Genomic DNA, 23,438 nt, shown 5'->3' with positions numbered 1-23,438 from the left:
CCAAAGATTGAGGTGAATTATGGAATACAAATTATTTGAAGAATTTATTACCCTCCAAGCACTACTCAAAGAACTTGGAATTACACATAGCGGAGGAGCTATCAAATCATTTCTCTCTGAACATTCTGTTTACTTTAATGGGGAGTTAGAGAATCGTCGTGGTAAAAAACTTCGTATTGGTGATAAAGTTGACATCCCTGACATGAATATTGACATCTTGTTGACACAACCTACTTCTGAAGAACAGGATGAATACCAAGATGATAAAGTTGAAAAAGAACGAATCGCTAAACTTGTCAAGGAGATGAATAAGGGAGTAAAAAAAGACAACTCTAAACCTACTTCATCACCAAAAAGCAAACAAGCTCCACGATTCCCTGGTAGATAATCATGTGGCTACAACACCTATCTCTCAAAACTTTTCGTAACTACAAAGAGACGAAAATAGACTTTAATCCTAAATTAAATGTCTTTTTAGGACGCAATGCACAAGGTAAAACAAATATGTTAGAGGCTATCTATTTTTTAGCCTTAACACGCAGTCATCGAACTCGAACAGATAAAAATCTCATTCATTTTGATGAGGAACAGCTTCATCTTTCAGGTCTTGTTCAGAAAAAAACTGGATCCATTCCTCTCGAAATCGAACTAACACAAAAAGGGCGTGTGACAAAAGTGAATCACTTAAAACAGGCACGACTTTCAGATTATGTCGGACACATGAATGTTGTCTTATTTGCTCCTGAAGATTTACAACTAATTAAAGGAGCACCTTCAATTCGACGAAAATTTATTGATATGGAGCTTGGACAAATTAAGCCAATCTATTTATCAGATTTAACCAATTATAACCACATCCTTAAACAAAGAAATACCTATCTAAAATCAGCTCAAAAAATAGATGAAACATTCCTTTCAGTCTTAGATGATCAACTAGTTGATTATGGATGTCGTGTAATGAATCACCGCTTAGATTTCATAAAAAAACTAGAATCATTTGGTCGTAAGAAACATTTTGAACTCTCTAATCAGATTGAAGAGTTGTCAATATCCTATCAATCTTCTGTCAAGATAGCTGACAAAGAAAACTTATCAGAATCTTTCAAAATTGCTTTAGAAAAAAGTAGGTCCAGAGATTTATTTAAAAAGAACACTGGTGTTGGTCCTCATCGGGATGACATTTCTTTTTATATAAATGGGATGGATGCTAGTTTCGGAAGTCAAGGTCAACATCGTAGTCTCGTCCTTTCTATAAAATTAGCAGAAATCGAGTTAATGGAAAGCATTACTACAGAATCTCCAATATTACTGCTTGACGATGTTATGAGTGAACTTGACAACACTAGACAACTAAAATTATTAGAAACGATTTCTCAGTCAATCCAAACCTTTATCACAACAACAAGCTTAGATCATCTTCAAAATCTACCAGAAAATCTAAGTATCTTTACTATTCAGGGTGGTAAAGTTATTGTAAACCAAAATTGACAACATCGTAAAAGAACTCCTGTTTTCACGGGAGTTCTTTTCATTGTTTTTTACATAGAATAATTTGGTGCCTCATTAGTAATTTGTACATCATGAGGATGGCTCTCTTTCAAACCAGCACCAGACATTTCAATAAATTGAGCATTATCGTGTAGTTCTTTAAGGTTAGCTGCACCACAGTAACCCATACCAGAGCGAATACCACCAATCATTTGGAAGACAATGTCAGCTGCCGCACCTTTATAAGCAACACGACCTTCAATTCCTTCTGGAACAAGTTTGTTTGCTTCATTGATAGAACCTTGGAAATAACGATCGCTTGAACCTTTCTTCATTGCTGCGATTGATCCCATACCACGGTAAGTCTTGAATTTACGTCCTTGGAAGATTTCAGTTTCACCTGGTGCTTCGTCTGTTCCAGCAAACATTGATCCAAGCATAACAGCATTTCCACCTGCAGCAAGGGCTTTTACAATATCTCCAGAATACTTGATTCCACCGTCAGCAATGATCGTTTTACCATATTCACGCGCAACAGCTGCAGCATCATAGATAGCTGTTACTTGTGGAACACCAACACCTGCAATCACACGAGTAGTACAGATAGAACCTGGTCCAATACCAACCTTGACAACATCTACACCCGCTTCATAAAGGGCACGTGCACCCTCAGCTGTTGCAATATTTCCAGCAATCAAAGTACGATCTGGGAAGTGAGCACGAATCTCAGCAATTTTACGCAAGACACCTGCAGAATGACCATGTGCAGTATCAATAACAATCGCATCTGCCCCTGCTTCAAAAAGAGCCTCTGCACGTTCAAATGTATCTGAAGTAACACCTACTGCACCTGCAACTAGTAGACGACCAAACTCATCTTTAGCGGCATTTGGAAACTCAATAACTTTTTCAATATCTTTGATAGTAATCAAACCAGAAAGACGACCTTCTTCATCTACCAAAGGAAGTTTTTCAATACGGTGTTCTTGAAGAATATTCTCAGCTGTTGCAAGGTCTGTACCCACAGGAGCAGTAACAAGATTTTCACTAGTCATATGGTTTGAAATTGGTTGATTATAATCTGAAATAAAACGAAGATCTCGGTTTGTCAAAATACCAACCAATTTACGATTTTCAAGTGTTTCAACAACTGGAACACCACTTATACGGTAACGACCCATAAGCTCATCTGCTTCAGCAATTGTATGTTCAGGCGTCAAGAAGAACGGATCAATAATAACTCCATTTTCAGAACGTTTTACCTTACGAACCTCGTCTGCTTGTTGAGCAATTGACATGTTTTTATGGATAACTCCGAGACCGCCTGCACGAGCAATAGCAATGGCCATTTGACTCTCTGTAACTGTGTCCATGGCAGCGGTAATAATTGGGATATTTAAAGTCAAATTATCTGCCAATTTAGTTGTTAAATCTGCATCGTTAGGCAACACATGACTTTCAGCTGGAATAAGCAATACATCATCAAAGGTAAAACCTTTTTTTAAAAATTTAGTGTCCCAATTAGACATTCGAAGTTTCCTCTTTTCTTTCTTTTTGAGCTTGACTCTTTTTATATTGTATCTATCATACCATTCTATAAAAATTTGTCAAATGTTACAGGGGTAAATAAAAAACTATCTTTTCTTCGAGATAGAAATGATAGTTTCTTGTAAAATAAACTTATTTAAAGTAATGAAGTCCCATTGCTCCTTTAACCTCAGATAGGGTTTGACCTGCAACTTCACGCGCTCTTTCACTACCTTTTTGAAGCATATTATAAACTTCTCCCATATCCTTAGCAAATTCAATACGGCGCTCACGAATAGGACCCAGTTCACGTTCTAATATTTCAAGTAGATAACGCTTGGTCTTCACATCACCAAGACCACCTCGTTGATAATGTTCTTTCATGTCAGTAATTTCTTGAGCATCTTCTGGACGACCAAAAACATCTAGATAATGGAAAACCATATTTCCCTCAATCTTACCTGGATCTTCCACTCGAATATGATCTGGATCTGTATACATACTCATTACTTTTTTACGCAAAGTATCCGCATCATCAGCTAAATAAATACCGTTATTAAGGGACTTAGACATTTTAGCATTTCCATCTAAACCAGGCAAACGCCCTGCTCTCTCATTTTCTGGATAAATACCTTCCGGCTCTACCAAGACATCACAGTTATATGCATTATTAAAAGAACGAACAATTTCACGAGTTTGCTCAATCATTGGTTTCTGATCTGTCCCAACAGGAACATAATTAGCCTTGAAAGCTGTGATGTCAGCTGCTTGAGCTATTGGATAGACCAAGAATCCTGTCGGAATGCTTTCTCCAAATCCTTTCTGAGCAATTTCTGTCTTGACAGTTGGATTACGCTCCAAACGTGCCAATGACACCAAATTCATATAATACATAGACAACTCAGCTAATTCTGGAATTTGGCTTTGAATAAAGATAGTTGATTTATTTGGATCCAATCCAACTGCAAGATAATCCAAAGCAACATTTCCGATAGATTCTACAATTGTTTGAGGGTCTTTAGCATGATCTGTCAAAGCTTGTTGGTCAGCCAAGAACACAAACATATCATACTTATCCTCTTCCTGTAATAAAACTCGATTTTTGAGACTTCCAACATAATGTCCAATATGCAATTTCCCTGTTGGACGGTCTCCTGTTAAAATAATGGGTTTAATCATTTTATTCTCCTTCGATATAGTCCCTTCAATTATAGCATTTTTTTAATGAAATAACCGTAATTTATCAAAATAAATCAGTCTTGCTATTTACGGATTTGTGTAAAGTATACTGTAAATATAATTTACACAAAATTGACAGATAAAAATTTGAATATTTCCGTATTTTCTAGTAGAATAAATATATTACACATATAGGAGAAAAACATTGCTTACAGTATCTGATGTTTCACTACGTTTTAGTGATCGCAAACTTTTTGATGATGTCAATATCAAATTTACAGAAGGAAATACTTACGGATTAATCGGTGCTAATGGTGCCGGAAAATCAACCTTTTTAAAAATTTTAGCTGGAGATATAGAACCTACTACTGGTCACATCTCTCTTGGTCCAGATGAACGTCTCTCTGTTCTTCGTCAAAATCACTTTGACTATGAAGATGAACGTGCCATTGATGTTGTTATCATGGGAAATGAAAAACTTTATAGCATCATGAAAGAGAAAGATGCCATCTACATGAAGGAAGATTTCTCAGATGAGGATGGAGTGCGTGCTGCCGAACTTGAAGGAGAGTTTGCCGAGCTTGGAGGATGGGAAGCAGAAAGTGAAGCCTCTCAACTCCTTCAAAACCTAAATATCCCAGAAGAATTGCACTATCAAAATATGAGCGAATTGGCCAACGGTGAAAAAGTAAAGGTTCTCCTCGCCAAAGCACTTTTTGGTAAACCAGATGTTCTTCTTTTGGACGAGCCGACCAATGGTTTGGATATTCAATCAATTACATGGCTAGAAGACTTCTTGATTGATTTTGATAACACCGTTATCGTAGTATCCCACGACCGTCACTTCTTAAACAAAGTATGTACTCACATGGCCGACCTTGACTTCGGAAAAATCAAACTCTATGTCGGAAACTATGATTTCTGGAAAGAATCTTCTGAACTCGCTGCTAAATTGCTAGCAGACCGTAATGCCAAAGCAGAAGAAAAAATTAAACAATTGCAAGAGTTCGTTGCTCGTTTCTCTGCTAATGCTTCTAAATCAAGACAAGCAACATCACGTAAGAAAATGCTTGATAAGATTGAGCTAGAAGAGATTGTGCCATCTAGTCGTAAATATCCATTTATCAACTTTAAGGCAGAACGTGAAATTGGTAATGACCTCTTGACAGTAGAAAATCTAACTGTAAAGATTGACGGTGAAACTATCCTAGACAATATTAGTTTCATCTTGCGTCCAGGTGATAAGACAGCGCTTATTGGACAGAATGACATCCAAACGACTGCATTAATTCGTGCAATCATGGGAGACATTGACTATGAAGGAACTGTCAAGTGGGGAGTAACTACTAGCCGTTCTTACTTGCCAAAAGATAACTCGGCAGATTTTGCAGGAGGAGAGTCAATCCTTGACTGGTTGCGTCAATTCGCAAGTAAAGAAGAAGATGACAATACTTTCCTACGTGGCTTCCTCGGCCGTATGCTCTTCTCTGGAGATGAGGTTAACAAACCTGTAAATGTCTTGTCAGGGGGAGAAAAAGTTCGTGTCATGCTTTCAAAACTCATGCTCTTAAAATCAAATGTCCTTGTACTTGATGATCCAACCAATCACTTGGACTTGGAATCTATCTCAAGCTTGAACGATGGATTAAAAAACTTTAAAGAATCAATCATCTTTGCTAGCCATGACCACGAGTTTATTCAAACTCTAGCTAACCATATCATTGTCTTGTCTAAAAATGGCGTCATTGACCGTATCGATGAAACCTATGATGAATTCCTAGAAAATGCAGAAGTACAAGCAAAAGTTAAAGAACTTTGGAAAGACTAAATAAAACTTCAAAACTCAGTTGGGTTAACCAGCTGAGTTTTCTAACATTTTATGAGGTAACATGAAATTATTTTTTAAAACATATTGGACCTATTTTGTTTCTTTCATCATTCCCGTAATCATTATGATAGGAGTATATCTATCTCAAGGTATCTACTGGAATAGCGATACATCTCCACTATTAGGAGATGGGTTTCATCAATACGTTATTTTTGATGTAGCTTTACGAAATATCCTACATGGAAATGGTAGTCTGTTTTACACCTTTACAAGTGGCCTCGGATTAAATTTCTATGCCCTATCTAGTTATTACTTGGGAAGTTTCCTTTCACCACTAGTTTACTTTTTTGATCTAACTAATATGCCAGATGCTGTCTATCTGACAACTCTCTTAAAATTTGGATTGATTGGACTGTCAACTTACTTTAGTTTAAATAAATTATTTAAATCGATTCCTAAGCCTTTAAAACTAGCTTTATCTACTTCCTATGCTCTGATGAGTTTCACTGTCAGTCAATTAGAGATAAAAACCTGGCTAGATGTTTTTATCTTGATTCCTTTAATTATAACTGGTTTACAGCTACTTATCACTGAAAAGAAATTCCTATTGTACTTTACAAGTCTGTCAATCTTATTTATCCAAAACTATTATTTTGGCTATATGACAGTATTGTTTCTTATTTTCTGGTATCTCTGTCAAATTTCGTGGAACTTTAAGACTCGAAAATCATCTGTTCTTGATTTCATAGTTATCTCCTTTTTAGCTGGTATGGCTAGTTTGATTCTGACTCTTCCTACTCTATTTGATTTACAGACACATGGAGAAAAATTAACTGAAGTTACAAAGTTTCAAACTGAAAGTAGCTGGTATCTTGATCTCTTTGCTAAGCAATTCATTGGTTCCTTTGACACAACAAAGTATGGGGCTATCCCAATGATTTTTGTTGGACTGCTTCCCTTTATTTTAACTATTTTATTTTTTACGCTGAAATCTATTAAGTTTCACGTGAAACTTATCTATGCAATCTTCTTTACATTTTTAATTAAAAGCTTTTATATAGAAGCTCTTGATTTATTTTGGCAAGGCATGCATACTCCAAACATGTTTTTACATCGCTATGCTTGGATTTTCTCTACCTTGTTAATTTACACAGCAGCGGAAGTCTTAAATCGTCTAAGAGAAATTAAAATCTGGAACTTTTTAGTTTCGCTTTTTCTTGTAGTAACAGGATTTTTAGCTACCATCTATCTAAAATCGCATTATTCTTTTTTAACAGATTTGAATATTCTGCTTACTCTTGAATTTTTGGTTGTCTATTCGCTTTTACTCCTTGCATTTATCAAAAAGTTTATCTCTGTAAATCTATTTGCCATTCTAATCTCTTTATTTATAATGGTTGAAATAAGTTTAAATGCTTCATCTCAAATGGACGGAATTGCAAAGGAATGGGGATTTGCTTCTCGAAGTGCATATAGTAGAGATATCCCAGCTATGGAATCTTTCTCAACATATATTGAGGATCCATTTACTCGTACTGAGAAACTACAAACTCAGACAGGGAATGATAGTATGAAATTTAACTACAATGGAATATCTCAATTTTCATCTGTTCGAAATCGTTCAGCAAGCTCTACTTTGGATAAACTTGGGTTTAAATCCTCTGGGACTAATCTCAATCTCCGCTATGCAAATAATAGTATTTTGGCTGATAGTTTATTTGGTATCCAGTACAATATCTCAGACAGTCCTATTGATAAGTATGGTTTTAAAGATATCTATCAAAAAGATAATCTTACCCTATATGAAAATCAATACTCTCTTCCGATTGCATTTGCTAGTCAATCTGTTTACAATGATGTCAAGTTCACTGAACACACTCTAGATAATCAGGCCTCGTTTTTAAATCAACTTGCTAATGTCAATTTTGATTATTTTTCTCCAATACCTTATGAAAAAACTGAAAATACTGATGATTTGATTAGTATTAAAAGTTCTTCAAATGAGGATGCAGCAATCCAGTATCAAATTGAAGTACCAGAAAACAGCCAAGTTTATCTTTCTTTCACAAACCTTCACTTTTCTAATGACAAACAAAAGAAGGTTGACATTCTTGTAAATGGTGAAAAAAAGATTTTTACAACTGATAATGCCTTCTCCTTCTTTAATCTAGGCTATACAAAAGAGAAAAAAACTTTCAATATTCATGTTAGTTTTCCTGGAAATTCACAAGTATCATTTGAATCTCCTACCTTCTACCGTTTAGATACCCAAACTTTAACTGAGGCAATTCAAAAAATTAAAGAACAACCAGTAACGGTATCGACTTCTAAAAACAAGGTTTTTGCTAGATATGATGTTAAACAAGATACATCCATTTTCTTCACCATTCCTTATGACAAAGGTTGGTCTGCCTACCAAGATGGTAAGAAAATAGAAATTAAACAAGCTCAAACTGGCTTTATGAAAGTTGACGTTCCTAAGGGGAAAGGAACTATTACACTTTCCTTTATTCCCAATGGGTTTATTACTGGAGCAATCTGTTCCCTTACTTCTCTCTTACTATTTGTAATCTATCATCACAGACGAAAGTCATCTAAGGCATAAAAAAATCGACCAGTTAATCGGTCGATTTTTTTAATCTCCTTCCATTTTCTTAGGTTGATAGGCTAGCATACCTAAACCAATAAATAGTACTAATATCACAGCAAGGAAAATAACTTGGTGATGAATATTTCCTGTCATAGAGATTGTTTGTCGTAATCCCGAAACTGAATAACTCATTGGTAACCAAGGATTAATAGCTCTAAAGAAATCATTTGTCAAAGCAAGTGGATAAGTACCTGCACTTGATGCCAACTGTAATAGAAGCAAAATAAGAGAGAAGAAAGCTCCTATACGGCTATTCCATGTTGTTAATGCAGTTACCATAGACATAAATGTTAAGCTTGCGATAATAATTAAGAACAAGGTTCTCATTTCATGATTTGCTGTTAGACCAATAAGATGAACGCCACCATAGACTAAGACAGCGGCTAAAACAGCTATAACTCCATTTATCTCAAAGCGAGATTTGAACCAAGCCCAGCGAGTTTCAGGATGACGACCTGAAGGTAATTTAGCAAAAATCATATTTGTTGATAATGCAGCGACAAAGAGAGCGACTGATATCATATAAGGAGCCATAGCAATCCCATTTACAGGAACTTGATCATTGTCTGTTTTTGAAAGATTGAGTGGATTTGACAAAATCTCTGCATTTTTAGATTCTGTTGATGCTGATTTTAGTTGATTGCTAGCACTTCTTAAGCCTTGTCCTAGATCAGTAGTTCCTACTTGTAAACTTTCAATACCAGCAGTTAAAGTTGCTCCACCTTCAGCTAATTTTCCAGTACCATCTGCTATCTTCATAGCGCCACTTCCTAGTTGGGATGCTGCAGAAAGTAATTGTGTTGATTTATCTGTTAATTGATCAGAGCCAAATTGTAATTTAGTAAGAACTGCTATTAACTCTGGACTCTTATTGTTCAATTGAGCAGAACCAGATGATAGTTTTTCAATACCTGTTACTAATTCTGGAGTTTTCCCAGCTAGAGTATCCAAACCAGTTGTCAATTTTGAAGAGTTTTCTGTCAACTTGGTTGAGCCAGAAACCAATTGATCCAAACTTGTTGTTAAAGTTGTATTCTTTTCACTTAGTTGATTTACACCTAAAGAAATAGTATCCAATCCCTTAGTATACGCATTAACTCCATTTTCAATTGATTGACTTCCGGGAACTAACTGATTATCTACAGCATTTTGCAACTGTGTAAATCCACTTGACATAGATGTCAAGGAACTAGACGCTATAGGTAAAAGTTGATTTGCTTTAGTCTGTAAAGTAGAAAGATTAGAGACTGGTTGGTTTATACTTCCTAAATTTTCTTTTAAATCTCCTGCCGTCGTTAAAATTGCTTTTGCTGACTCTATCGTAGAATTAGAATTATTTGAAACAGCTTCAGTCAATTCTTTTTTCTGAGTTTCAGTGAGAGATTGATAAGTTGCTGTTGCTTGAAGATTTGTAAGAGTTTTCTCTTGCTCTGCTTGACTATTAGTCACAATAGTTTGAGCAAGAGTCGTTATATTTGTTAAGTCATTAGATATTGTATTTTTAAGATCAGTATTATCTGAAACTGTAACTGATTGGAGAGCCTTATTCAACTCATCTAAACTGCTTGCTAACTGTGTTATATCCTCTTTCTGTTGAGATGAAGTATTTAATTGTGTGGATATTTCTTTTATTCCTTTATTTAATTGAGTAATACCGTCTCTCAATGTATCTGATTGACTTGATAGTTGGTTTGTACCAACAGATAATTTGTCAACTCCGCTTGTATAGGCATTGACACCAACCGAAAATTGACTGAGACCTGAATTGAGTTGTGAAACTCCACCAGCATATGACTTCATCCCTGTATTTAACTGGTTGACACCTGCAACTAATTCTGGAGTTTTCGAAGATAATTGATTAAGTCCTGTGTCAACCTGTGAAACCGCACTTGTATAGTTCTGTAAACCATCATTAAATGTTCCTAAGCCACTATTCAGTTGCTTTACTCCTGTGACATACGTTGTCAACCCTTTTGTAAATTGATCTGTTCCATCCGAAAAGGTTAAACTTGAGCTAGCTAAAGTAGCAAGATTTGAAGACAATGTCTGACTTCCTACAGCTAACTGACTGGCCCCGTTAGCCAATTGTTCACTTCCATCGGCTGCCTTCGTTAAACCGGATTTTAAATCACCCATCTTTTGAAATAAAGCTTTCGTATAGGATTCGGTTACATTAGCAGAAACATTCTGTTTTAACTGTGTCATCGCAGAATCGCTCATCTTGCTGGCAATAAAACTATGACCACTTGAAGTCTGATAATCGATTTGCATTTGCTCTGGATGATTCGTTAAAATAGAAGCTGCTTTTTCAGATAAATCACTTGGTAAAGTCACTACCATATAGTAATCGCCATCTTCCAATCCCTTCTTTCCTTCATCTTCATCTACAAAATGAAAATCCAATGATTTATTTTGCTCTAAATTAGACACCATGTCTTTTCCTATAGACATGGTATTACCATTATAGGAAGCTTCTTTATCATTATTGACAACTGCCACAGGTAAGTCAGACAATTGACCATATGGATCCCACATTGATGACAAAAATATGACATTGTACAGAGCGGGAATAAGAGAAATCCCTATCATGACAATAATAAAGTTTGGTTTTTTAAAAATTGCTTTCCATTCTTTAAACATAGTTTCTCCTTTTTTAAACACATTGTCTAAAATTTTGATATAATAGATTATACAATAAAAAATATAAATTACAAGATAAAAAATCAATTTTTAGACACATAGTCTAATTTGTTTATAAGGAGGAAATATGCAAGAAAGTAACAAACGCTTAAAAACAAAGCGAACTATTGAAAATGCTATGGTACAACTACTGATAGAACAGCCATTTGATCAAATTTCTACTGTCAAGTTAGCAAAAAAAGCCGGAATTAGTCGTTCCAGCTTCTATACTCACTATAAGGATAAGTATGATATGATTGAGCACTATCAAAGCAAGCTATTCCATACATTTGAATATATTTTTCAAAAACATGCTCATCACAAAAGAGACGCTATTTTAGAAGTCTTTGAATATCTAGAATCAGAACCACTTCTGGCTGCCCTTCTTTCTGAAAATGGGACTAAAGAAATCCAAAATTTCTTACGAAATAAACTTCATATCATGCTCAGTACGGATTTACAAAAACGCTTTATGCAACTAAATCTAAATACCACTGAATTAGAATATAGTAGTATTTATCTAACTCACGCACTTTTTGGTGTTTGCCAAACTTGGATTGCACATGGAAAAAAAGAAAGTCCTCAAGAAATAACAGACTTCCTTATGAAGATGCTTGGTGATATAAATTGATACAAAAAAGGGAACAACACTATGTTCCCTTTTATCTATACTCCGCCAGTAGGACTCGAACCTACGACATCATGATTAACAGTCATGCGCTACTACCAACTGAGCTATGGCGGATAAAATAGTCCGTACGGGATTCGAACCCGTGTTACCGCCGTGAAAAGGCGGTGTCTTAACCCCTTGACCAACGGACCTTCTATCTGTAGCAGATATAACCATTATATCAATTTCTTGCTAATTGTCAATTACTTTTGAGATTTTTCTCTAGAATATCTTTTAATTTTCTAATTTTTAATCTTGAAATAGGACAACGATGGTCTTCATAGAAAACAATTTCTAAGTTTTTTCGATCAATTTCTCTGATATTGCCTATATTTACCAAAAATGACTTGTGAGGAGAATAAAATCTCTGAGTATGTTTGTCCTTTTCCTGAATATCTGTCATGGTACCGTAAAACTCTTTGGCAAAATTCTTACCAATAATGCGCAATTTATGAGAAACTCCTGTCGTTTCAATATACAGAATGTCATGGTAAGGAATTTTTAAATCATTTCCCTTGTAATTGTAGTCAAAATAATCTACCACATCTTCATTTTCAAGTAACATACTCTTCGTGTAGAAGATATTCTGCTCAATTCTCTTTTTAAATAACTCATCATTGATATCCTTATCAACAAAATCTAGGGCTGATACCTGGTATTTATAGGTTAGAGTCGCAAACTCTGATCGACTGGTGATAAAGACGATAATAGCATAAGGATTGTGATGACGAATAAACTGGGCAACTTCAAACCCTTTTTTCTCAATCCCATGAATATCAATATCTAGAAAATAAAGCTGGTTTACTTCATCATTTTCGATATATTCCTTAAACTCACGAACTTTTCCCGTTGTCTTGTATGATATTGGAATATTCGATTCTTTCGAAATTTCATCCAATATTCTCTCTAGTCTCACTTGATGTTCAATAACATCTTCTAAAATTAAAACTTTCATTCAAATTCCCTCTTAAATCTAATGATTTGTCTAAATGTACTGCCTTCCATCTCTGTTTCTAAAATAATATTATTGTACTTATCTAATAGTTCTTTCACATTATTTAATCCTACTCCGCGATTTCTTCCCTTAGTGGAGAATCCTAAAGCAAATAGATCTCCTGAAGGAGTCATCGTCATTTTACATGAATTCTGAATCACAATAACTGTTTCAGTTTCCATCTTAATAACTGCTACTTCCATCTGCTTTTTATAACTATCAGCCGATCCTTCGACAGCATTGTTCAATAAAACGCTCATGATACGAACCAAATCCAATAGTTCAATTGGGAGCTTAGTAATCGTATCTTTTACTTCCAGTGTAAACTCTACACCATTATTTCGAGCATAAACAATTGACTGAGCAACCAAACTTCGTAAAGCTGAATCTTCTATGTTGTTCAAATCAAAGTAAGTATACTTATCTGAACGGAGTTTGTGATTAGCTTTAACCAAAACTTCATTGTAAACTCTGTCAATTTCCTGTAAATTACCACTGTCAATTGCCATCTGCATGCTGACAAGCATCCCAGCGTAGTCATGTCTAAACCCACGTATTTCATTATACAAAGCAACAATTTCATCTGTGTAGTTTTGTAAATGTTTCTGTTCAAATTTCTTCTGCTTCAAAGCAATCTCTTTCTCCATTTGTTCTTTATGAGAATTCATTGCAAAGAAAGTCAAAAGTAAAGAGATAAAGACAATAGATGATAAAATACTTCCAAAACTATTCAAATGTTTAATCGTACTTACCATATCTGAAACGAAAGATACAATATGTAGCAATAGTAAAGCAAAAAATACTTTTTTCAAGAAAGGATAGAGATAATCTTTGTCAAAATAGTTTAGTTCCAAATGGAAATAAGTAATAATTTTTTTGATTGAAAAATAAGTTAGTAATAGAACTATAAAATAGAAAATTTCTTCATGCTGGGATACTAAATAATCTCCTATAATTGAAGATAACGTTACAGATATAAAAGTATGGGTACCATTATATAACAAAGATAATAGTATACTAATAAAAATTCCTTTGTATGTTTCATATATCTTAAATTTTCTTAAATAAAAATATATAACTAATGGAAATAAAAATTTAACTAAACTAAAACCACCTCTATATATCATACTAGCAACTTCTTCAAGTATAAAAACTGATATACCTGTGTAGCAAAAAACTATATGCTCTTTTTTAGTTATTTTACAAATCCGTTCATAACTTTTGCTAACGATAAAAAAATAAACAATAACTATCCCAAATCCAAATAAATTCATTACTCTTTCCCCTTATTTCATTACTTTTTTCTTGGGAAAATAAAATCACGGAGATATTTTGATATCCTACTATCCCCACCTCGAATCTCCTGCAAGTCTTTTTCCTTCAAGGCTACAAACTGTTCCAATTTAACTGTGTTTTTCATAATAAAATCTCCTAAAGTGTTTTTTCCTGTAAGCTAACTTACAAAAACTATTATACAAAATGGAATTTCATTGTAGATAAAATTCTCTCAACTGTCATTTTTTTCTTCCCAAGTGTACTTTTTTAAGAAAAAAGCCGGGAAAATTCCCAGCTTTGCTACTATATTGATCCCAGCAGGATTCGAACCTGCGACCGTTCGCTTAGAAGGCGAATGCTCTATCCAGCTGAGCTATGAGACCTAATACAGCTATTCTACCAAAAATCCAATTGAAAGTCAATTTTCTATTTATGATAGGGTGATCCCTGCTGAATCGTAAAAGCCCGATAGATTTGTTCAACAAGGACTAGTCTCATTAACTGATGAGGCAAGGTTAAGCGACCAAAACTAACAGAAAGATTGGCTCTTTTTTTTACATCCTGTGCTAACCCCAGACTCCCTCCAATAATAAAGGTAAGAGTAGAAAATCCTTTTATAGAAGCTTCTTCTAGCTGCTTACTAAATTCTTCTGAGGAGAAAGTTCTCCCTTCGATAGCCAACGCAATAACAAAATCACGGTCACCAACTTTTGATAAAATTCTCTGACCTTCTATTTCTAAAATCTTTTGATTTTCTGACTCACTGGCCCTATCTGGTGTTTTTTCATCTGCTAGCTCAATCATTTCAAGCTTAGCAAATCGAGAAATTCGTTTTGAATACTCTGCGATACCATCTTTTAAATACTTTTCTTTCAGTTTCCCAACTGTTACAACTTTAATTTTCATGACTCTATTCTAACATATTCTCTATTTTTTCACATCTTATTCACAAAATAAAAGGTTAATTTTAGCCGAGAAAACCACAGATTTTTGAAAGTTATCCACAATCTGTGAAAAACTTTTATTTTTAAGTTATAATTAAGCTAGTCAGTTTATACTTTCATTAATTTAAAACATATGGAGGCAAATATGAAACATCTCAAAACATTTTACAAAAAATGGTTTCAATTATTAGTCGTTATCGTCATTAGCTTTATTAGTGGAGCCTTGGGGAGTTTTTCAATAAACCAACTAACTCAGAAAAGTACTGTAAGTAACTCCAACAACAATAGTACTATTACACAGACTGCCTATAAGAACGAAAATTCAACAACACAGGCTGTTAACAAAGTAAAAGACGCTGTTGTTTCTGTTATTACTTATTCAGCTAACAGACAAAATAGCGTATTTGGCAATGATGATACAGATACAGATTCTCAGCAAATCTCTAGTGAAGGATCTGGGGTTATTTATAAAAAGAATGACAAAGAAGCTTATATTGTCACCAACAATCACGTTATAAATGGTGCCAGCAAAGTAGATATTCGTTTGTCAGATGGAACTAAGGTACCTGGAGAAATCGTCGGAGCTGACACTTTCTCTGATATTGCTGTCGTCAAAATATCTTCAGAAAAAGTGACAACAGTAGCGGAATTTGGTGATTCTAGTCAGTTAACCGTAGGAGAAACTGCTATTGCTATCGGTAGCCCGTTAGGTTCTGAATATGCTAATACTGTCACTCAAGGTATCATATCTAGTCTCAATCGAAATGTATCTTTAAAATCTGAAGATGGACAAGCCATTTCTACAAAAGCCATCCAAACTGATACTGCTATTAACCCAGGTAACTCTGGTGGCCCACTAATCAATATTCAAGGACAGGTTATCGGAATTACCTCAAGTAAAATTGCCACAAATGGAGGAACATCTGTAGAAGGTCTTGGTTTTGCAATCCCTGCAAATGATGCTATCAATATTATTGAACAATTGGAAAAGAACGGAAAAGTGACTCGTCCAGCTTTGGGAATTCAAATGGTCAATCTCTCAAATATTAATACAAGTGATATTAGAAGACTGAATATTCCAAGCAGTGTAACATCTGGTGTAGTTGTTCGTTCTGTGCAAAGTAATATGCCTGCAAATGGTCACCTTGAAAAATACGATGTTATTACAAAAGTAGATGACAAAGACATCGCTTCATCAACAGACTTACAAAATGCTCTTTACAATCATTCTATCGGAGACACCATTAAGATAACTTACTATCGTAACGGTAAAGAAGAAACTACATCTATTAAACTTGACAAGAGTTCAGGCGATTTAGAATCTTAATTGACATCTATGTAAAGAAAGCTTTACATAAGAGAAAAGATGTGTTAGTGTAGAATCATGGAAAAATTTGAAATGATTTCTATCACGGATATACAAAAAAATCCCTATCAACCTCGAAAAGAATTTGATGGAGAAAAACTACATGAACTAGCACAGTCTATCAAAGAAAATGGGGTCATTCAACCGATTATTGTTCGTCAATCTCCTGTTATTGGTTATGAAATCCTTGCAGGAGAGAGACGCTATCGCGCTTCACTTTTAGCTGGTCTAACGTCTATCCCAGCTGTTGTTAAACAACTTTCAAACCAAGAGATGATGGTCCAGTCCATCATTGAAAATTTACAAAGAGAAAATTTAAATCCAATAGAAGAAGCACGCGCCTATGAATCTCTTGTAGAGAAAGGATTTACCCATGCTGAAATTGCAGATAAAATGGGCAAGTCTCGTCCATATATCAGCAACTCCATTCGTTTGCTTTCCTTGCCAGATGCTATCCTCTCAGAAGTAGAAAATGGCAAACTATCACAAGCTCATGCGCGTTCTCTAGTTGGGTTGAATAAGGAACAACAAGACTATTTCTTTCAACGAATTATAGAAGAAGACATTTCTGTAAGGAAGTTAGAAGCTCTTCTGACAGAGAAAAAACAAAAGAAACTGCAAAAAAATGATCATTTCATACAAAATGAAGAAGAACAGTTAAAAAAACTACTCGGATTAGATGTAGAAATCAAAATGTCTAAAAAAGATAGTGGAAGAATCATTATTTCTTTTTCAAATCAAGAAGAATACAGTAGAATTATCAACAGCCTGAAATAAGGCTGTTCTTTTATTTTTTTATCTCACAAGGTTATCCACTATTTTTTTTCAATAAAAAGCTTAATAAATCAAAAGTTTCTGCTTTTATCCCCAGCCTGTGGATAAAACTTGGTAACATTGTGGATTATTTTTCACAGCTTGTGGAAAATTCTTGTTCTCTATGGTAAAATAGGTCTAGTATTAAACTTTTAAATAGTAAAGGAGGAGAAAGGATTGAAAGAAAAACAATTTTGGAATCGTATATTAGAATTTGCTCAAGAAAGACTGACTCGATCCATGTATGATTTCTATGCTATTCAAGCTGAACTTATCAAGGTAGAGGAAAATGTTGCCACTATATTTTTACCACGATCTGAAATGGAAATGGTCTGGGAAAAACAACTAAAAGATATCATTGTAGTAGCTGGTTTTGAAATTTATGATGCTGAAATAACTCCCCACTATATTTTCACCAAGCCTCAAGATACGACTATTTCACAAGTTGAAGAAGCTACAAATTCAACTCTTTATGACTATAGTCCAAAGTTAGCATCTATTCCTTATTCGGATACTGGATTAAAAGAAAAGTATACCTTTGATAATTTTATCCAAGGAGATGGAAATGTTTGGGCAGTATCAGCCGCTTTGGCTGTCTCTGAAGATTTGGCTCTGACCTATAACCCTCTTTTTATCTATGGAGGACCTGGCCTTGGTAAGACTCACTTACTCAATGCAATTGGGAATGAGATTTTGAAAAATATTCCTGATGCGCGTGTGAAGTACATCCCTGCTGAAAGCTTTATCAACGACTTTCTTGAACACCTGAGACTTGGTGAAATGGAAAAATTCAAAAAAACTTACCGTAGTCTTGATCTCTTGTTAATTGATGATATCCAATCGCTGAGTGGCAAAAAAGTTGCAACTCAAGAAGAATTTTTCAATACTTTCAATGTTCTCCATAGCAATCAAAAACAAATTGTTCTGACTAGTGATCGTAGTCCTAAACACTTAGAAGGCCTTGAAGAACGGCTTGTCACGCGCTTTAGCTGGGGCTTGACGCAAAACATCACACCACCTGACTTTGAAACACGTATTGCCATTTTACAAAGTAAAACAGAGCATTTAGACTACAATTTCCAAAGTGATACCCTAGAATACCTAGCTGGCCAATTTGATTCAAACGTTCGAGAACTTGAAGGAGCAATCAACGACATCACTTTAATTGCAAGAGTGAAGAAGATTAAGGATATCACTATCGATATCGCTGCAGAAGCCATTAGAGCTCGCAAACAAGATGTTAGCCAAATCCTCGTCATCCCAATTGATAAAATCCAAAATGAAGTTGGTAACTTTTATGGTGTCAGTGTCAAAGAAATGAAGGGAAGTAGACGTCTTCAAAATATTGTGTTAGCCCGTCAAGTGGCTATGTATTTATCTAGAGAACTAACAGATAATAGTCTTCCAAAAATTGGGAAGGAATTTGGAGGAAAAGATCATACAACAGTCATTCACGCCCATGCTAAAATTAAATCTTTGATTGATGAAGACGATAATTTACGTTTAGAAATTGAATCAATCAAAAAGAAAATTAAATAACTTGTGGATAACTTTCGCTTTTTTATCTTTTTTATCCACATTTTTTAAACAAGCTAAAAAACTTGATATGACTTGTTTAAAGTCTGTTTTCCACAGATTTCACAGACTCTATTATTACTATTATCCTTCTAATACTAAAAATAAATAAAGGAGAATCCATGATTCATTTTTCAATTAATAAAAATTTATTTCTACAAGCTTTAAATACTACTAAGAGAGCTATTAGTTCTAAAAATGCCATTCCTATTTTATCAACTGTCAAAATTGACGTGACCAATGAAGGTGTTACTTTAATTGGTTCAAATGGTCAAATTTCAATTGAAAATTTTATTTCTCAAAAAAATGAAGATGCTGGTTTGTTAATTACTTCTTTAGGTTCAATTCTTCTTGAAGCTTCTTTCTTTATCAATGTTGTATCTAGTCTACCTGATGTGACTCTTGATTTTAAAGAAATTGAACAAAATCAAATTGTTTTAACGAGTGGTAAATCAGAAATTACCCTAAAAGGAAAAGATAGCGAACAATATCCACGAATCCAAGAAATTTCAGCAAGCACTCCTTTGGTTCTTGAAACAAAATTACTCAAGAAAATTATCAATGAAACAGCCTTTGCTGCAAGTACACAAGAGAGTCGTCCAATTTTAACAGGTGTTCATTTTGTATTAAGTCAACACAAGGAGCTAAAAACAGTGGCAACAGACTCTCATCGTCTAAGCCAGAAAAAATTAACGCTTGAGAAAAATAGTGATGATTTTGATGTTGTCATTCCTAGCCGTTCTCTACGCGAATTTTCAGCAGTATTTACAGACGATATTGAAACTGTAGAGATTTTCTTTGCCAACAATCAAATCCTCTTTAGAAGCGAAAATATTAGCTTTTATACTCGTTTGTTAGAAGGTAACTATCCTGATACAGATCGTTTGATTCCAACAGACTTTAACACTACTATTACTTTTGATGTGGTAAACTTACGCCAGTCAATGGAGCGTGCTCGTCTTTTATCAAGTGCGACTCAAAATGGTACTGTGAAACTTGAATTTAAAGATGGGATTGTTAGCGCCCATGTTCACTCTCCAGAAGTTGGTAAAGTAAACGAAGAAATCGATACTGATCAGGTTACTGGTGAAGATTTGACTATTAGTTTCAACCCAACTTACTTGATTGATTCCCTTAAAGCTTTAAATAGCGAAAAGGTGACTATTAGCTTTATCTCAGCTGTTCGTCCATTTACTCTTGTGCCAGCAGATACTGACGAGGACTTCATGCAGCTCATTACACCAGTTCGTACAAATTAAGTTAAAGAGGTTGAGCCTAGCTCGCCTCTTTTATGATATAATCGAAAAAGAAAAGGAGAGTAGTATGTATCAAGTTGGAAATTTTGTTGAAATGAAAAAACCACATGCTTGCACCATCAAGTCAACAGGTAAAAAGGCCAATCGTTGGGAAATTACACGTGTAGGAGCAGATATCAAAATTAAATGTAGTAATTGTGACCATGTTGTCATGATGGGGCGCTATGATTTTGATCGAAAAATGAATAAAATTATTGACTGATACTCAATGAAAATCAAAGAGCAAACTAGGAAACTAGCCGCAGGTTGCTCAAAACACTGTTTTGAGGTTGCAGATAGAACTGACGAAGTCAGTAATATCTATACGGCAAGGCGACGTTGACGTGGTTTGAAGAGATTTTCGAAGAGTATGAGAACCCTTAGTTAGAGGGTTAGCAAGTTTTCCCTTTTTGTGTTATAATATTAGGGATTGAAATGAAAACGGAGAATGAGAAAATATGGCTTTAACAGCAGGTATCGTTGGTTTGCCAAACGTTGGTAAATCAACACTATTTAATGCAATTACAAAAGCAGGAGCAGAGGCAGCAAACTACCCATTTGCGACGATTGATCCAAACGTTGGAATGGTAGAAGTTCCAGATGAACGCCTCCAAAAACTAACTGAAATGATTACTCCTAAAAAGACAGTTCCAACAACTTTTGAATTTACAGATATTGCAGGGATTGTAAAAGGAGCTTCAAAAGGAGAAGGACTAGGAAATAAATTCTTGGCCAATATCCGTGAAGTAGATGCGATTGTTCATGTAGTTCGTGCTTTTGATGATGAAAATGTCATGCGCGAGCAAGGACGTGAAGATGCCTTTGTGGATCCACTTGCGGATATTGATACCATTAACCTGGAATTGATTCTTGCTGACTTAGAATCAGTCAATAAACGTTATGCGCGTGTAGAAAAGATGGCACGTACGCAAAAAGATAAAGAATCTGTGGCAGAATTCAATGTTCTTCAAAAGATTAAACCAGTCCTTGAAGATGGAAAATCAGCTCGAACTATTGAATTTACAGATGAGGAGCAAAAGGTTGTCAAAGGTCTCTTCCTTTTGACGACTAAACCAGTGCTCTATGTTGCCAATGTGGACGAGGATGTGGTTTCAGAACCTGACTCTATCGACTATGTTAAACAAATTCGTGAATTTGCAGAGACAGAAAATGCTGAAGTAGTCGTTATTTCTGCGCGTGCTGAGGAAGAAATTTCTGAGTTAGACGAAGAAGATAAGCAAGAGTTTCTTGAAGCACTTGGTTTGACAGAATCAGGCGTTGACAAGTTGACTCGTGCAGCTTACCATTTGCTTGGATTGGGAACTTACTTCACAGCTGGTGAAAAAGAAGTTCGCGCTTGGACCTTCAAGCGTGGTATGAAGGCTCCTCAAGCAGCTGGGATTATCCACTCAGACTTTGAAAAAGGATTTATTCGTGCAGTAACCATGTCATATGAGGATCTAGTGAAATACGGATCTGAAAAGGCTGTAAAAGAAGCTGGACGCTTGCGTGAAGAAGGAAAAGAATATATCGTTCAAGATGGCGATATTATGGAATTCCGCTTTAATGTCTAAAAAAATTAATGAATAGTATCAATTAGGTTGGAAAAAAATTCCAACCCTTTTGGCTTTTGAAAGGAAAAATAAATGACCAAATTACTTGTAGGATTAGGAAATCCAGGGGATAAATATTTTGAAACAAAACACAATGTTGGATTTATGTTGATTGACCAACTAGCGAAGAAACAGAATGTCACTTTTACACACGATAAGATATTTCAAGCTGATCTAGCATCTTTTTTCTTCAATGGAGAAAAAATTTATCTTGTTAAACCAACGACCTTTATGAATGAAAGTGGAAAAGCAGTTCATGCTTTATTGACTTACTATGGTTTGGATATTGAAGATTTACTCATCATTTACGATGATCTTGACATGGAAGTTGGAAAGATTCGTTTAAGAGCAAAAGGCTCAGCAGGTGGTCATAATGGTATCAAGTCTATTATTCAACATATTGGAACTCAGGTCTTTAACCGTGTTAAGATTGGAATTGGAAGACCTAAAAATGGAATGTCAGTTGTTCACCATGTTTTGAGTACCTTTAACAAGGATGATTATATTGGTATTTTACAGTCTATTGACAAAGTTGACGATTCTGTAAACTACTATTTACAAGAGAAAAACTTTGAAAAAACGATGCAGAGGTATAACGGATAAATGGTTACCTTATTAGATTTATTCTCAGAAAATAATCAGATCAAAAAATGGCATCAAAATCTGACAAATAAGAAAAGACAACTAATACTAGGTTTATCAACGTCTACTAAGGCTCTTGCAATTGCAAGTAGTATAGAAAAAGAAGATAAGATTGTGTTATTGACGTCAACTTATGGAGAAGCAGAAGGAATTGTTAGTGATCTTATATCTATCTTGGGTGAGGAACTTGTCTATCCATTTTTGGTAGATGACTCTCCTATGGTCGAGTTTTTGATGTCTTCACAAGAAAAAATCATTTCAAATTTTTTCAAAATTTCAAAGTATAGGAATTGCCAATAATTGTCATAATTTCTCCTATCTAGTCCACGAATGGGATTAATCCAACAGAACTACCTACGATAAACAATACAGACAGTGCAGGAGTCACACGCTCATCGCCCTTGAAATACACAATAGCCACAATTCTTAAAACTAAAATAGTAACTTTCATCAATCATGAAATCATTGAAAAATCGTCAACGCCCTTCAATTACCCTATTCTAACTCCAAATCAGAAGCGACCAATAACCTCATCAAACTTATCAAGCGAAATTCCTTTGGTTTTCGAAACTTTGAAAACTTCAAAAAACGATTTTTATCGCTCTGAACATCAAAAAAGAAAGGACGAAATTTGTCCTTTCTCTATCTTAGCTTTTCTTTAATCCACTACTATTGACAAAGAACCAATTTTAGAGTTTCTCCATTTACTCTAGTTGACAAAAACTCTATTTATAGTTCAACTTTAAATTTTTTGAGGCTTCCTAAAAATAATGAAGCACCAACAATAATGACGATTCCCCCTATCCATCCTAAGAATGGAACCAATGCAAGTGCAGAGCCAACAATTAATAAGACTGAGGGTGCAATAGAAATTCTATTATCATCTTTATAGTATATTAG

General features: G+C 34.8%; 19 protein-coding genes, 3 tRNA genes and 2 pseudogenes. 14 read left to right on the top strand and 10 right to left on the bottom strand.

Annotated features, from left to right (window positions below):
• Positions 1-19 precede the first annotated feature (19 nt).
• Both yaaA and recF read left to right on the top strand, forming a co-directional pair.
• Complete coding sequence (yaaA, locus tag LG372_RS03345) at positions 20-388, top strand: S4 domain-containing protein YaaA (protein ID WP_000455892.1); 369 nt, start codon at positions 20-22, stop codon at positions 386-388.
• Between the two features lie 2 nt (positions 389-390).
• Positions 391-1,488 carry a DNA replication/repair protein RecF gene (recF, locus tag LG372_RS03340; protein WP_225742132.1) on the top strand — a complete coding sequence of 366 codons (1,098 nt, stop codon included), beginning with the start codon at positions 391-393 and terminating at the stop codon, positions 1,486-1,488.
• Positions 1,489-1,538: 50 nt separating this feature from the next.
• Here the strand turns inward: recF and guaB are convergent, their stop codons facing one another.
• Both guaB and trpS read right to left on the bottom strand, forming a co-directional pair.
• Positions 1,539-3,017: an IMP dehydrogenase gene (guaB, locus tag LG372_RS03335; protein WP_225742131.1), complete on the bottom strand. Its 1,479-nt coding sequence runs from the start codon at positions 3,015-3,017 to the stop codon at positions 1,539-1,541.
• Between the two features lie 151 nt (positions 3,018-3,168).
• The gene (trpS, locus tag LG372_RS03330; RefSeq protein ID WP_225742130.1) at positions 3,169-4,194 is read right to left on the bottom strand and encodes a tryptophan--tRNA ligase; all 1,026 of its coding nucleotides are present in this window, start codon (positions 4,192-4,194) and stop codon (positions 3,169-3,171) included.
• A 205-nt stretch (positions 4,195-4,399) separates the two neighbouring features.
• On the opposite strand from trpS, the gene LG372_RS03325 reads away from it, so the two are divergent.
• A complete protein-coding gene (locus LG372_RS03325) occupies positions 4,400-6,022 on the top strand; it encodes an ATP-binding cassette domain-containing protein (protein WP_000958774.1) in 1,623 nt (540 codons plus the stop codon).
• A gap of 61 nt (positions 6,023-6,083) precedes the next feature.
• Positions 6,084-8,627, top strand: coding sequence for a YfhO family protein (locus LG372_RS03320; RefSeq protein ID WP_225742129.1), 2,544 nt, complete (start codon positions 6,084-6,086; stop codon positions 8,625-8,627).
• A gap of 30 nt (positions 8,628-8,657) precedes the next feature.
• On the opposite strand, the gene LG372_RS03315 is transcribed toward LG372_RS03320, so the two are convergent.
• Positions 8,658-11,312, bottom strand: a complete 2,655-nt coding sequence (locus LG372_RS03315) for a YhgE/Pip domain-containing protein (RefSeq protein WP_225742128.1) — start codon at positions 11,310-11,312, stop codon at positions 8,658-8,660.
• Positions 11,313-11,439: 127 nt separating this feature from the next.
• On the opposite strand from LG372_RS03315, the gene LG372_RS03310 reads away from it, so the two are divergent.
• The gene (locus LG372_RS03310) at positions 11,440-11,982 is read left to right on the top strand and encodes a TetR/AcrR family transcriptional regulator (protein WP_049491103.1); all 543 of its coding nucleotides are present in this window, start codon (positions 11,440-11,442) and stop codon (positions 11,980-11,982) included.
• A 40-nt stretch (positions 11,983-12,022) separates the two neighbouring features.
• On the opposite strand, the gene LG372_RS03305 is transcribed toward LG372_RS03310, so the two are convergent.
• The 7 genes from LG372_RS03305 to rlmH form a co-directional block, all read right to left on the bottom strand.
• Positions 12,023-12,096: transfer RNA gene (locus tag LG372_RS03305), tRNA-Asn, on the bottom strand.
• A gap of 5 nt (positions 12,097-12,101) precedes the next feature.
• A tRNA-Glu gene (locus tag LG372_RS03300) sits at positions 12,102-12,173 on the bottom strand.
• A gap of 47 nt (positions 12,174-12,220) precedes the next feature.
• On the bottom strand, positions 12,221-12,976 hold the full coding sequence (comE, locus tag LG372_RS03295; protein WP_225742127.1) for a competence system response regulator transcription factor ComE: 756 nt from the start codon (positions 12,974-12,976) through the stop codon (positions 12,221-12,223).
• Positions 12,973-14,289 (bottom strand): competence system sensor histidine kinase ComD, encoded by a 1,317-nt coding sequence (gene comD, locus LG372_RS03290; RefSeq protein ID WP_225742126.1) that lies wholly within the window; start codon positions 14,287-14,289, stop codon positions 12,973-12,975. Before comD ends, comE begins: the two co-directional genes overlap by 4 nt.
• A gap of 20 nt (positions 14,290-14,309) precedes the next feature.
• Positions 14,310-14,435, bottom strand: coding sequence for a competence-stimulating peptide ComC (comC, locus tag LG372_RS03285; protein WP_143952663.1), 126 nt, complete (start codon positions 14,433-14,435; stop codon positions 14,310-14,312).
• Between the two features lie 164 nt (positions 14,436-14,599).
• Positions 14,600-14,673, bottom strand: a tRNA-Arg gene (locus tag LG372_RS03280).
• A 43-nt stretch (positions 14,674-14,716) separates the two neighbouring features.
• A complete protein-coding gene (gene rlmH / locus LG372_RS03275; protein WP_004269820.1) occupies positions 14,717-15,196 on the bottom strand; it encodes a 23S rRNA (pseudouridine(1915)-N(3))-methyltransferase RlmH in 480 nt (159 codons plus the stop codon).
• Positions 15,197-15,379: 183 nt separating this feature from the next.
• On the opposite strand from rlmH, the gene LG372_RS03270 reads away from it, so the two are divergent.
• From LG372_RS03270 to LG372_RS03230, 9 genes and pseudogenes are all read left to right on the top strand, one after another.
• Positions 15,380-16,561, top strand: a complete 1,182-nt coding sequence (locus LG372_RS03270; RefSeq protein ID WP_225742125.1) for a S1C family serine protease — start codon at positions 15,380-15,382, stop codon at positions 16,559-16,561.
• Between the two features lie 57 nt (positions 16,562-16,618).
• Positions 16,619-17,377: a ParB/RepB/Spo0J family partition protein gene (locus tag LG372_RS03265; protein WP_225742124.1), complete on the top strand. Its 759-nt coding sequence runs from the start codon at positions 16,619-16,621 to the stop codon at positions 17,375-17,377.
• A 213-nt stretch (positions 17,378-17,590) separates the two neighbouring features.
• Positions 17,591-18,952: a chromosomal replication initiator protein DnaA gene (gene dnaA, locus LG372_RS03260; protein WP_049493190.1), complete on the top strand. Its 1,362-nt coding sequence runs from the start codon at positions 17,591-17,593 to the stop codon at positions 18,950-18,952.
• 158 nt (positions 18,953-19,110) lie between these two features.
• A complete protein-coding gene (dnaN, locus tag LG372_RS03255) occupies positions 19,111-20,247 on the top strand; it encodes a DNA polymerase III subunit beta (protein ID WP_225742123.1) in 1,137 nt (378 codons plus the stop codon).
• A gap of 64 nt (positions 20,248-20,311) precedes the next feature.
• The gene (locus LG372_RS03250) at positions 20,312-20,506 is read left to right on the top strand and encodes a DUF951 domain-containing protein (protein ID WP_000285186.1); all 195 of its coding nucleotides are present in this window, start codon (positions 20,312-20,314) and stop codon (positions 20,504-20,506) included.
• 235 nt (positions 20,507-20,741) lie between these two features.
• Positions 20,742-21,857, top strand: coding sequence for a redox-regulated ATPase YchF (gene ychF, locus LG372_RS03245; RefSeq protein WP_033687631.1), 1,116 nt, complete (start codon positions 20,742-20,744; stop codon positions 21,855-21,857).
• Positions 21,858-21,929: 72 nt separating this feature from the next.
• Complete coding sequence (pth, locus tag LG372_RS03240) at positions 21,930-22,499, top strand: aminoacyl-tRNA hydrolase (RefSeq protein WP_225742122.1); 570 nt, start codon at positions 21,930-21,932, stop codon at positions 22,497-22,499.
• Positions 22,500-22,799 (top strand): annotated as a pseudogene (locus tag LG372_RS03235) (hypothetical protein); the annotation flags it as partial.
• Positions 22,800-23,007: 208 nt separating this feature from the next.
• Positions 23,008-23,189 (top strand): annotated as a pseudogene (locus tag LG372_RS03230) (transposase); the annotation flags it as partial.
• Positions 23,190-23,438 lie beyond the last annotated feature (249 nt).

Origin of the sequence: Streptococcus sp. Marseille-Q5112, from assembly GCF_916700555.1 — a bacterium.
In the GTDB taxonomy this organism is placed as follows: Bacteria; Bacillota; Bacilli; order Lactobacillales; family Streptococcaceae; genus Streptococcus; species Streptococcus symci.
This window is presented reverse-complemented; position numbering and strand designations above follow the sequence as displayed.

Bases quoted from the DNA above. Each gene is read 5' to 3' on its own strand.
- comC (WP_143952663.1), bottom strand. From the start codon at position 14,435: ATGAAAAACACAGTTAAATTGGAACAGTTTGTAGCCTTGAAGGAAAAA.
- yaaA (WP_000455892.1), top strand. From the start codon at position 20: ATGGAATACAAATTATTTGAAGAATTTATTACCCTCCAAGCACTACTC.
- dnaN (WP_225742123.1), top strand. From the start codon at position 19,111: ATGATTCATTTTTCAATTAATAAAAATTTATTTCTACAAGCTTTAAAT.
- guaB (WP_225742131.1), bottom strand. From the start codon at position 3,017: ATGTCTAATTGGGACACTAAATTTTTAAAAAAAGGTTTTACCTTTGAT.
- recF (WP_225742132.1), top strand. From the start codon at position 391: ATGTGGCTACAACACCTATCTCTCAAAACTTTTCGTAACTACAAAGAG.
- LG372_RS03265 (WP_225742124.1), top strand. From the start codon at position 16,619: ATGGAAAAATTTGAAATGATTTCTATCACGGATATACAAAAAAATCCC.
- comD (WP_225742126.1), bottom strand. From the start codon at position 14,289: ATGAATTTATTTGGATTTGGGATAGTTATTGTTTATTTTTTTATCGTT.
- ychF (WP_033687631.1), top strand. From the start codon at position 20,742: ATGGCTTTAACAGCAGGTATCGTTGGTTTGCCAAACGTTGGTAAATCA.
- LG372_RS03310 (WP_049491103.1), top strand. From the start codon at position 11,440: ATGCAAGAAAGTAACAAACGCTTAAAAACAAAGCGAACTATTGAAAAT.
- pth (WP_225742122.1), top strand. From the start codon at position 21,930: ATGACCAAATTACTTGTAGGATTAGGAAATCCAGGGGATAAATATTTT.
- comE (WP_225742127.1), bottom strand. From the start codon at position 12,976: ATGAAAGTTTTAATTTTAGAAGATGTTATTGAACATCAAGTGAGACTA.
- LG372_RS03315 (WP_225742128.1), bottom strand. From the start codon at position 11,312: ATGTTTAAAGAATGGAAAGCAATTTTTAAAAAACCAAACTTTATTATT.
- LG372_RS03250 (WP_000285186.1), top strand. From the start codon at position 20,312: ATGTATCAAGTTGGAAATTTTGTTGAAATGAAAAAACCACATGCTTGC.
- LG372_RS03320 (WP_225742129.1), top strand. From the start codon at position 6,084: ATGAAATTATTTTTTAAAACATATTGGACCTATTTTGTTTCTTTCATC.
- LG372_RS03270 (WP_225742125.1), top strand. From the start codon at position 15,380: ATGAAACATCTCAAAACATTTTACAAAAAATGGTTTCAATTATTAGTC.
- rlmH (WP_004269820.1), bottom strand. From the start codon at position 15,196: ATGAAAATTAAAGTTGTAACAGTTGGGAAACTGAAAGAAAAGTATTTA.
- trpS (WP_225742130.1), bottom strand. From the start codon at position 4,194: ATGATTAAACCCATTATTTTAACAGGAGACCGTCCAACAGGGAAATTG.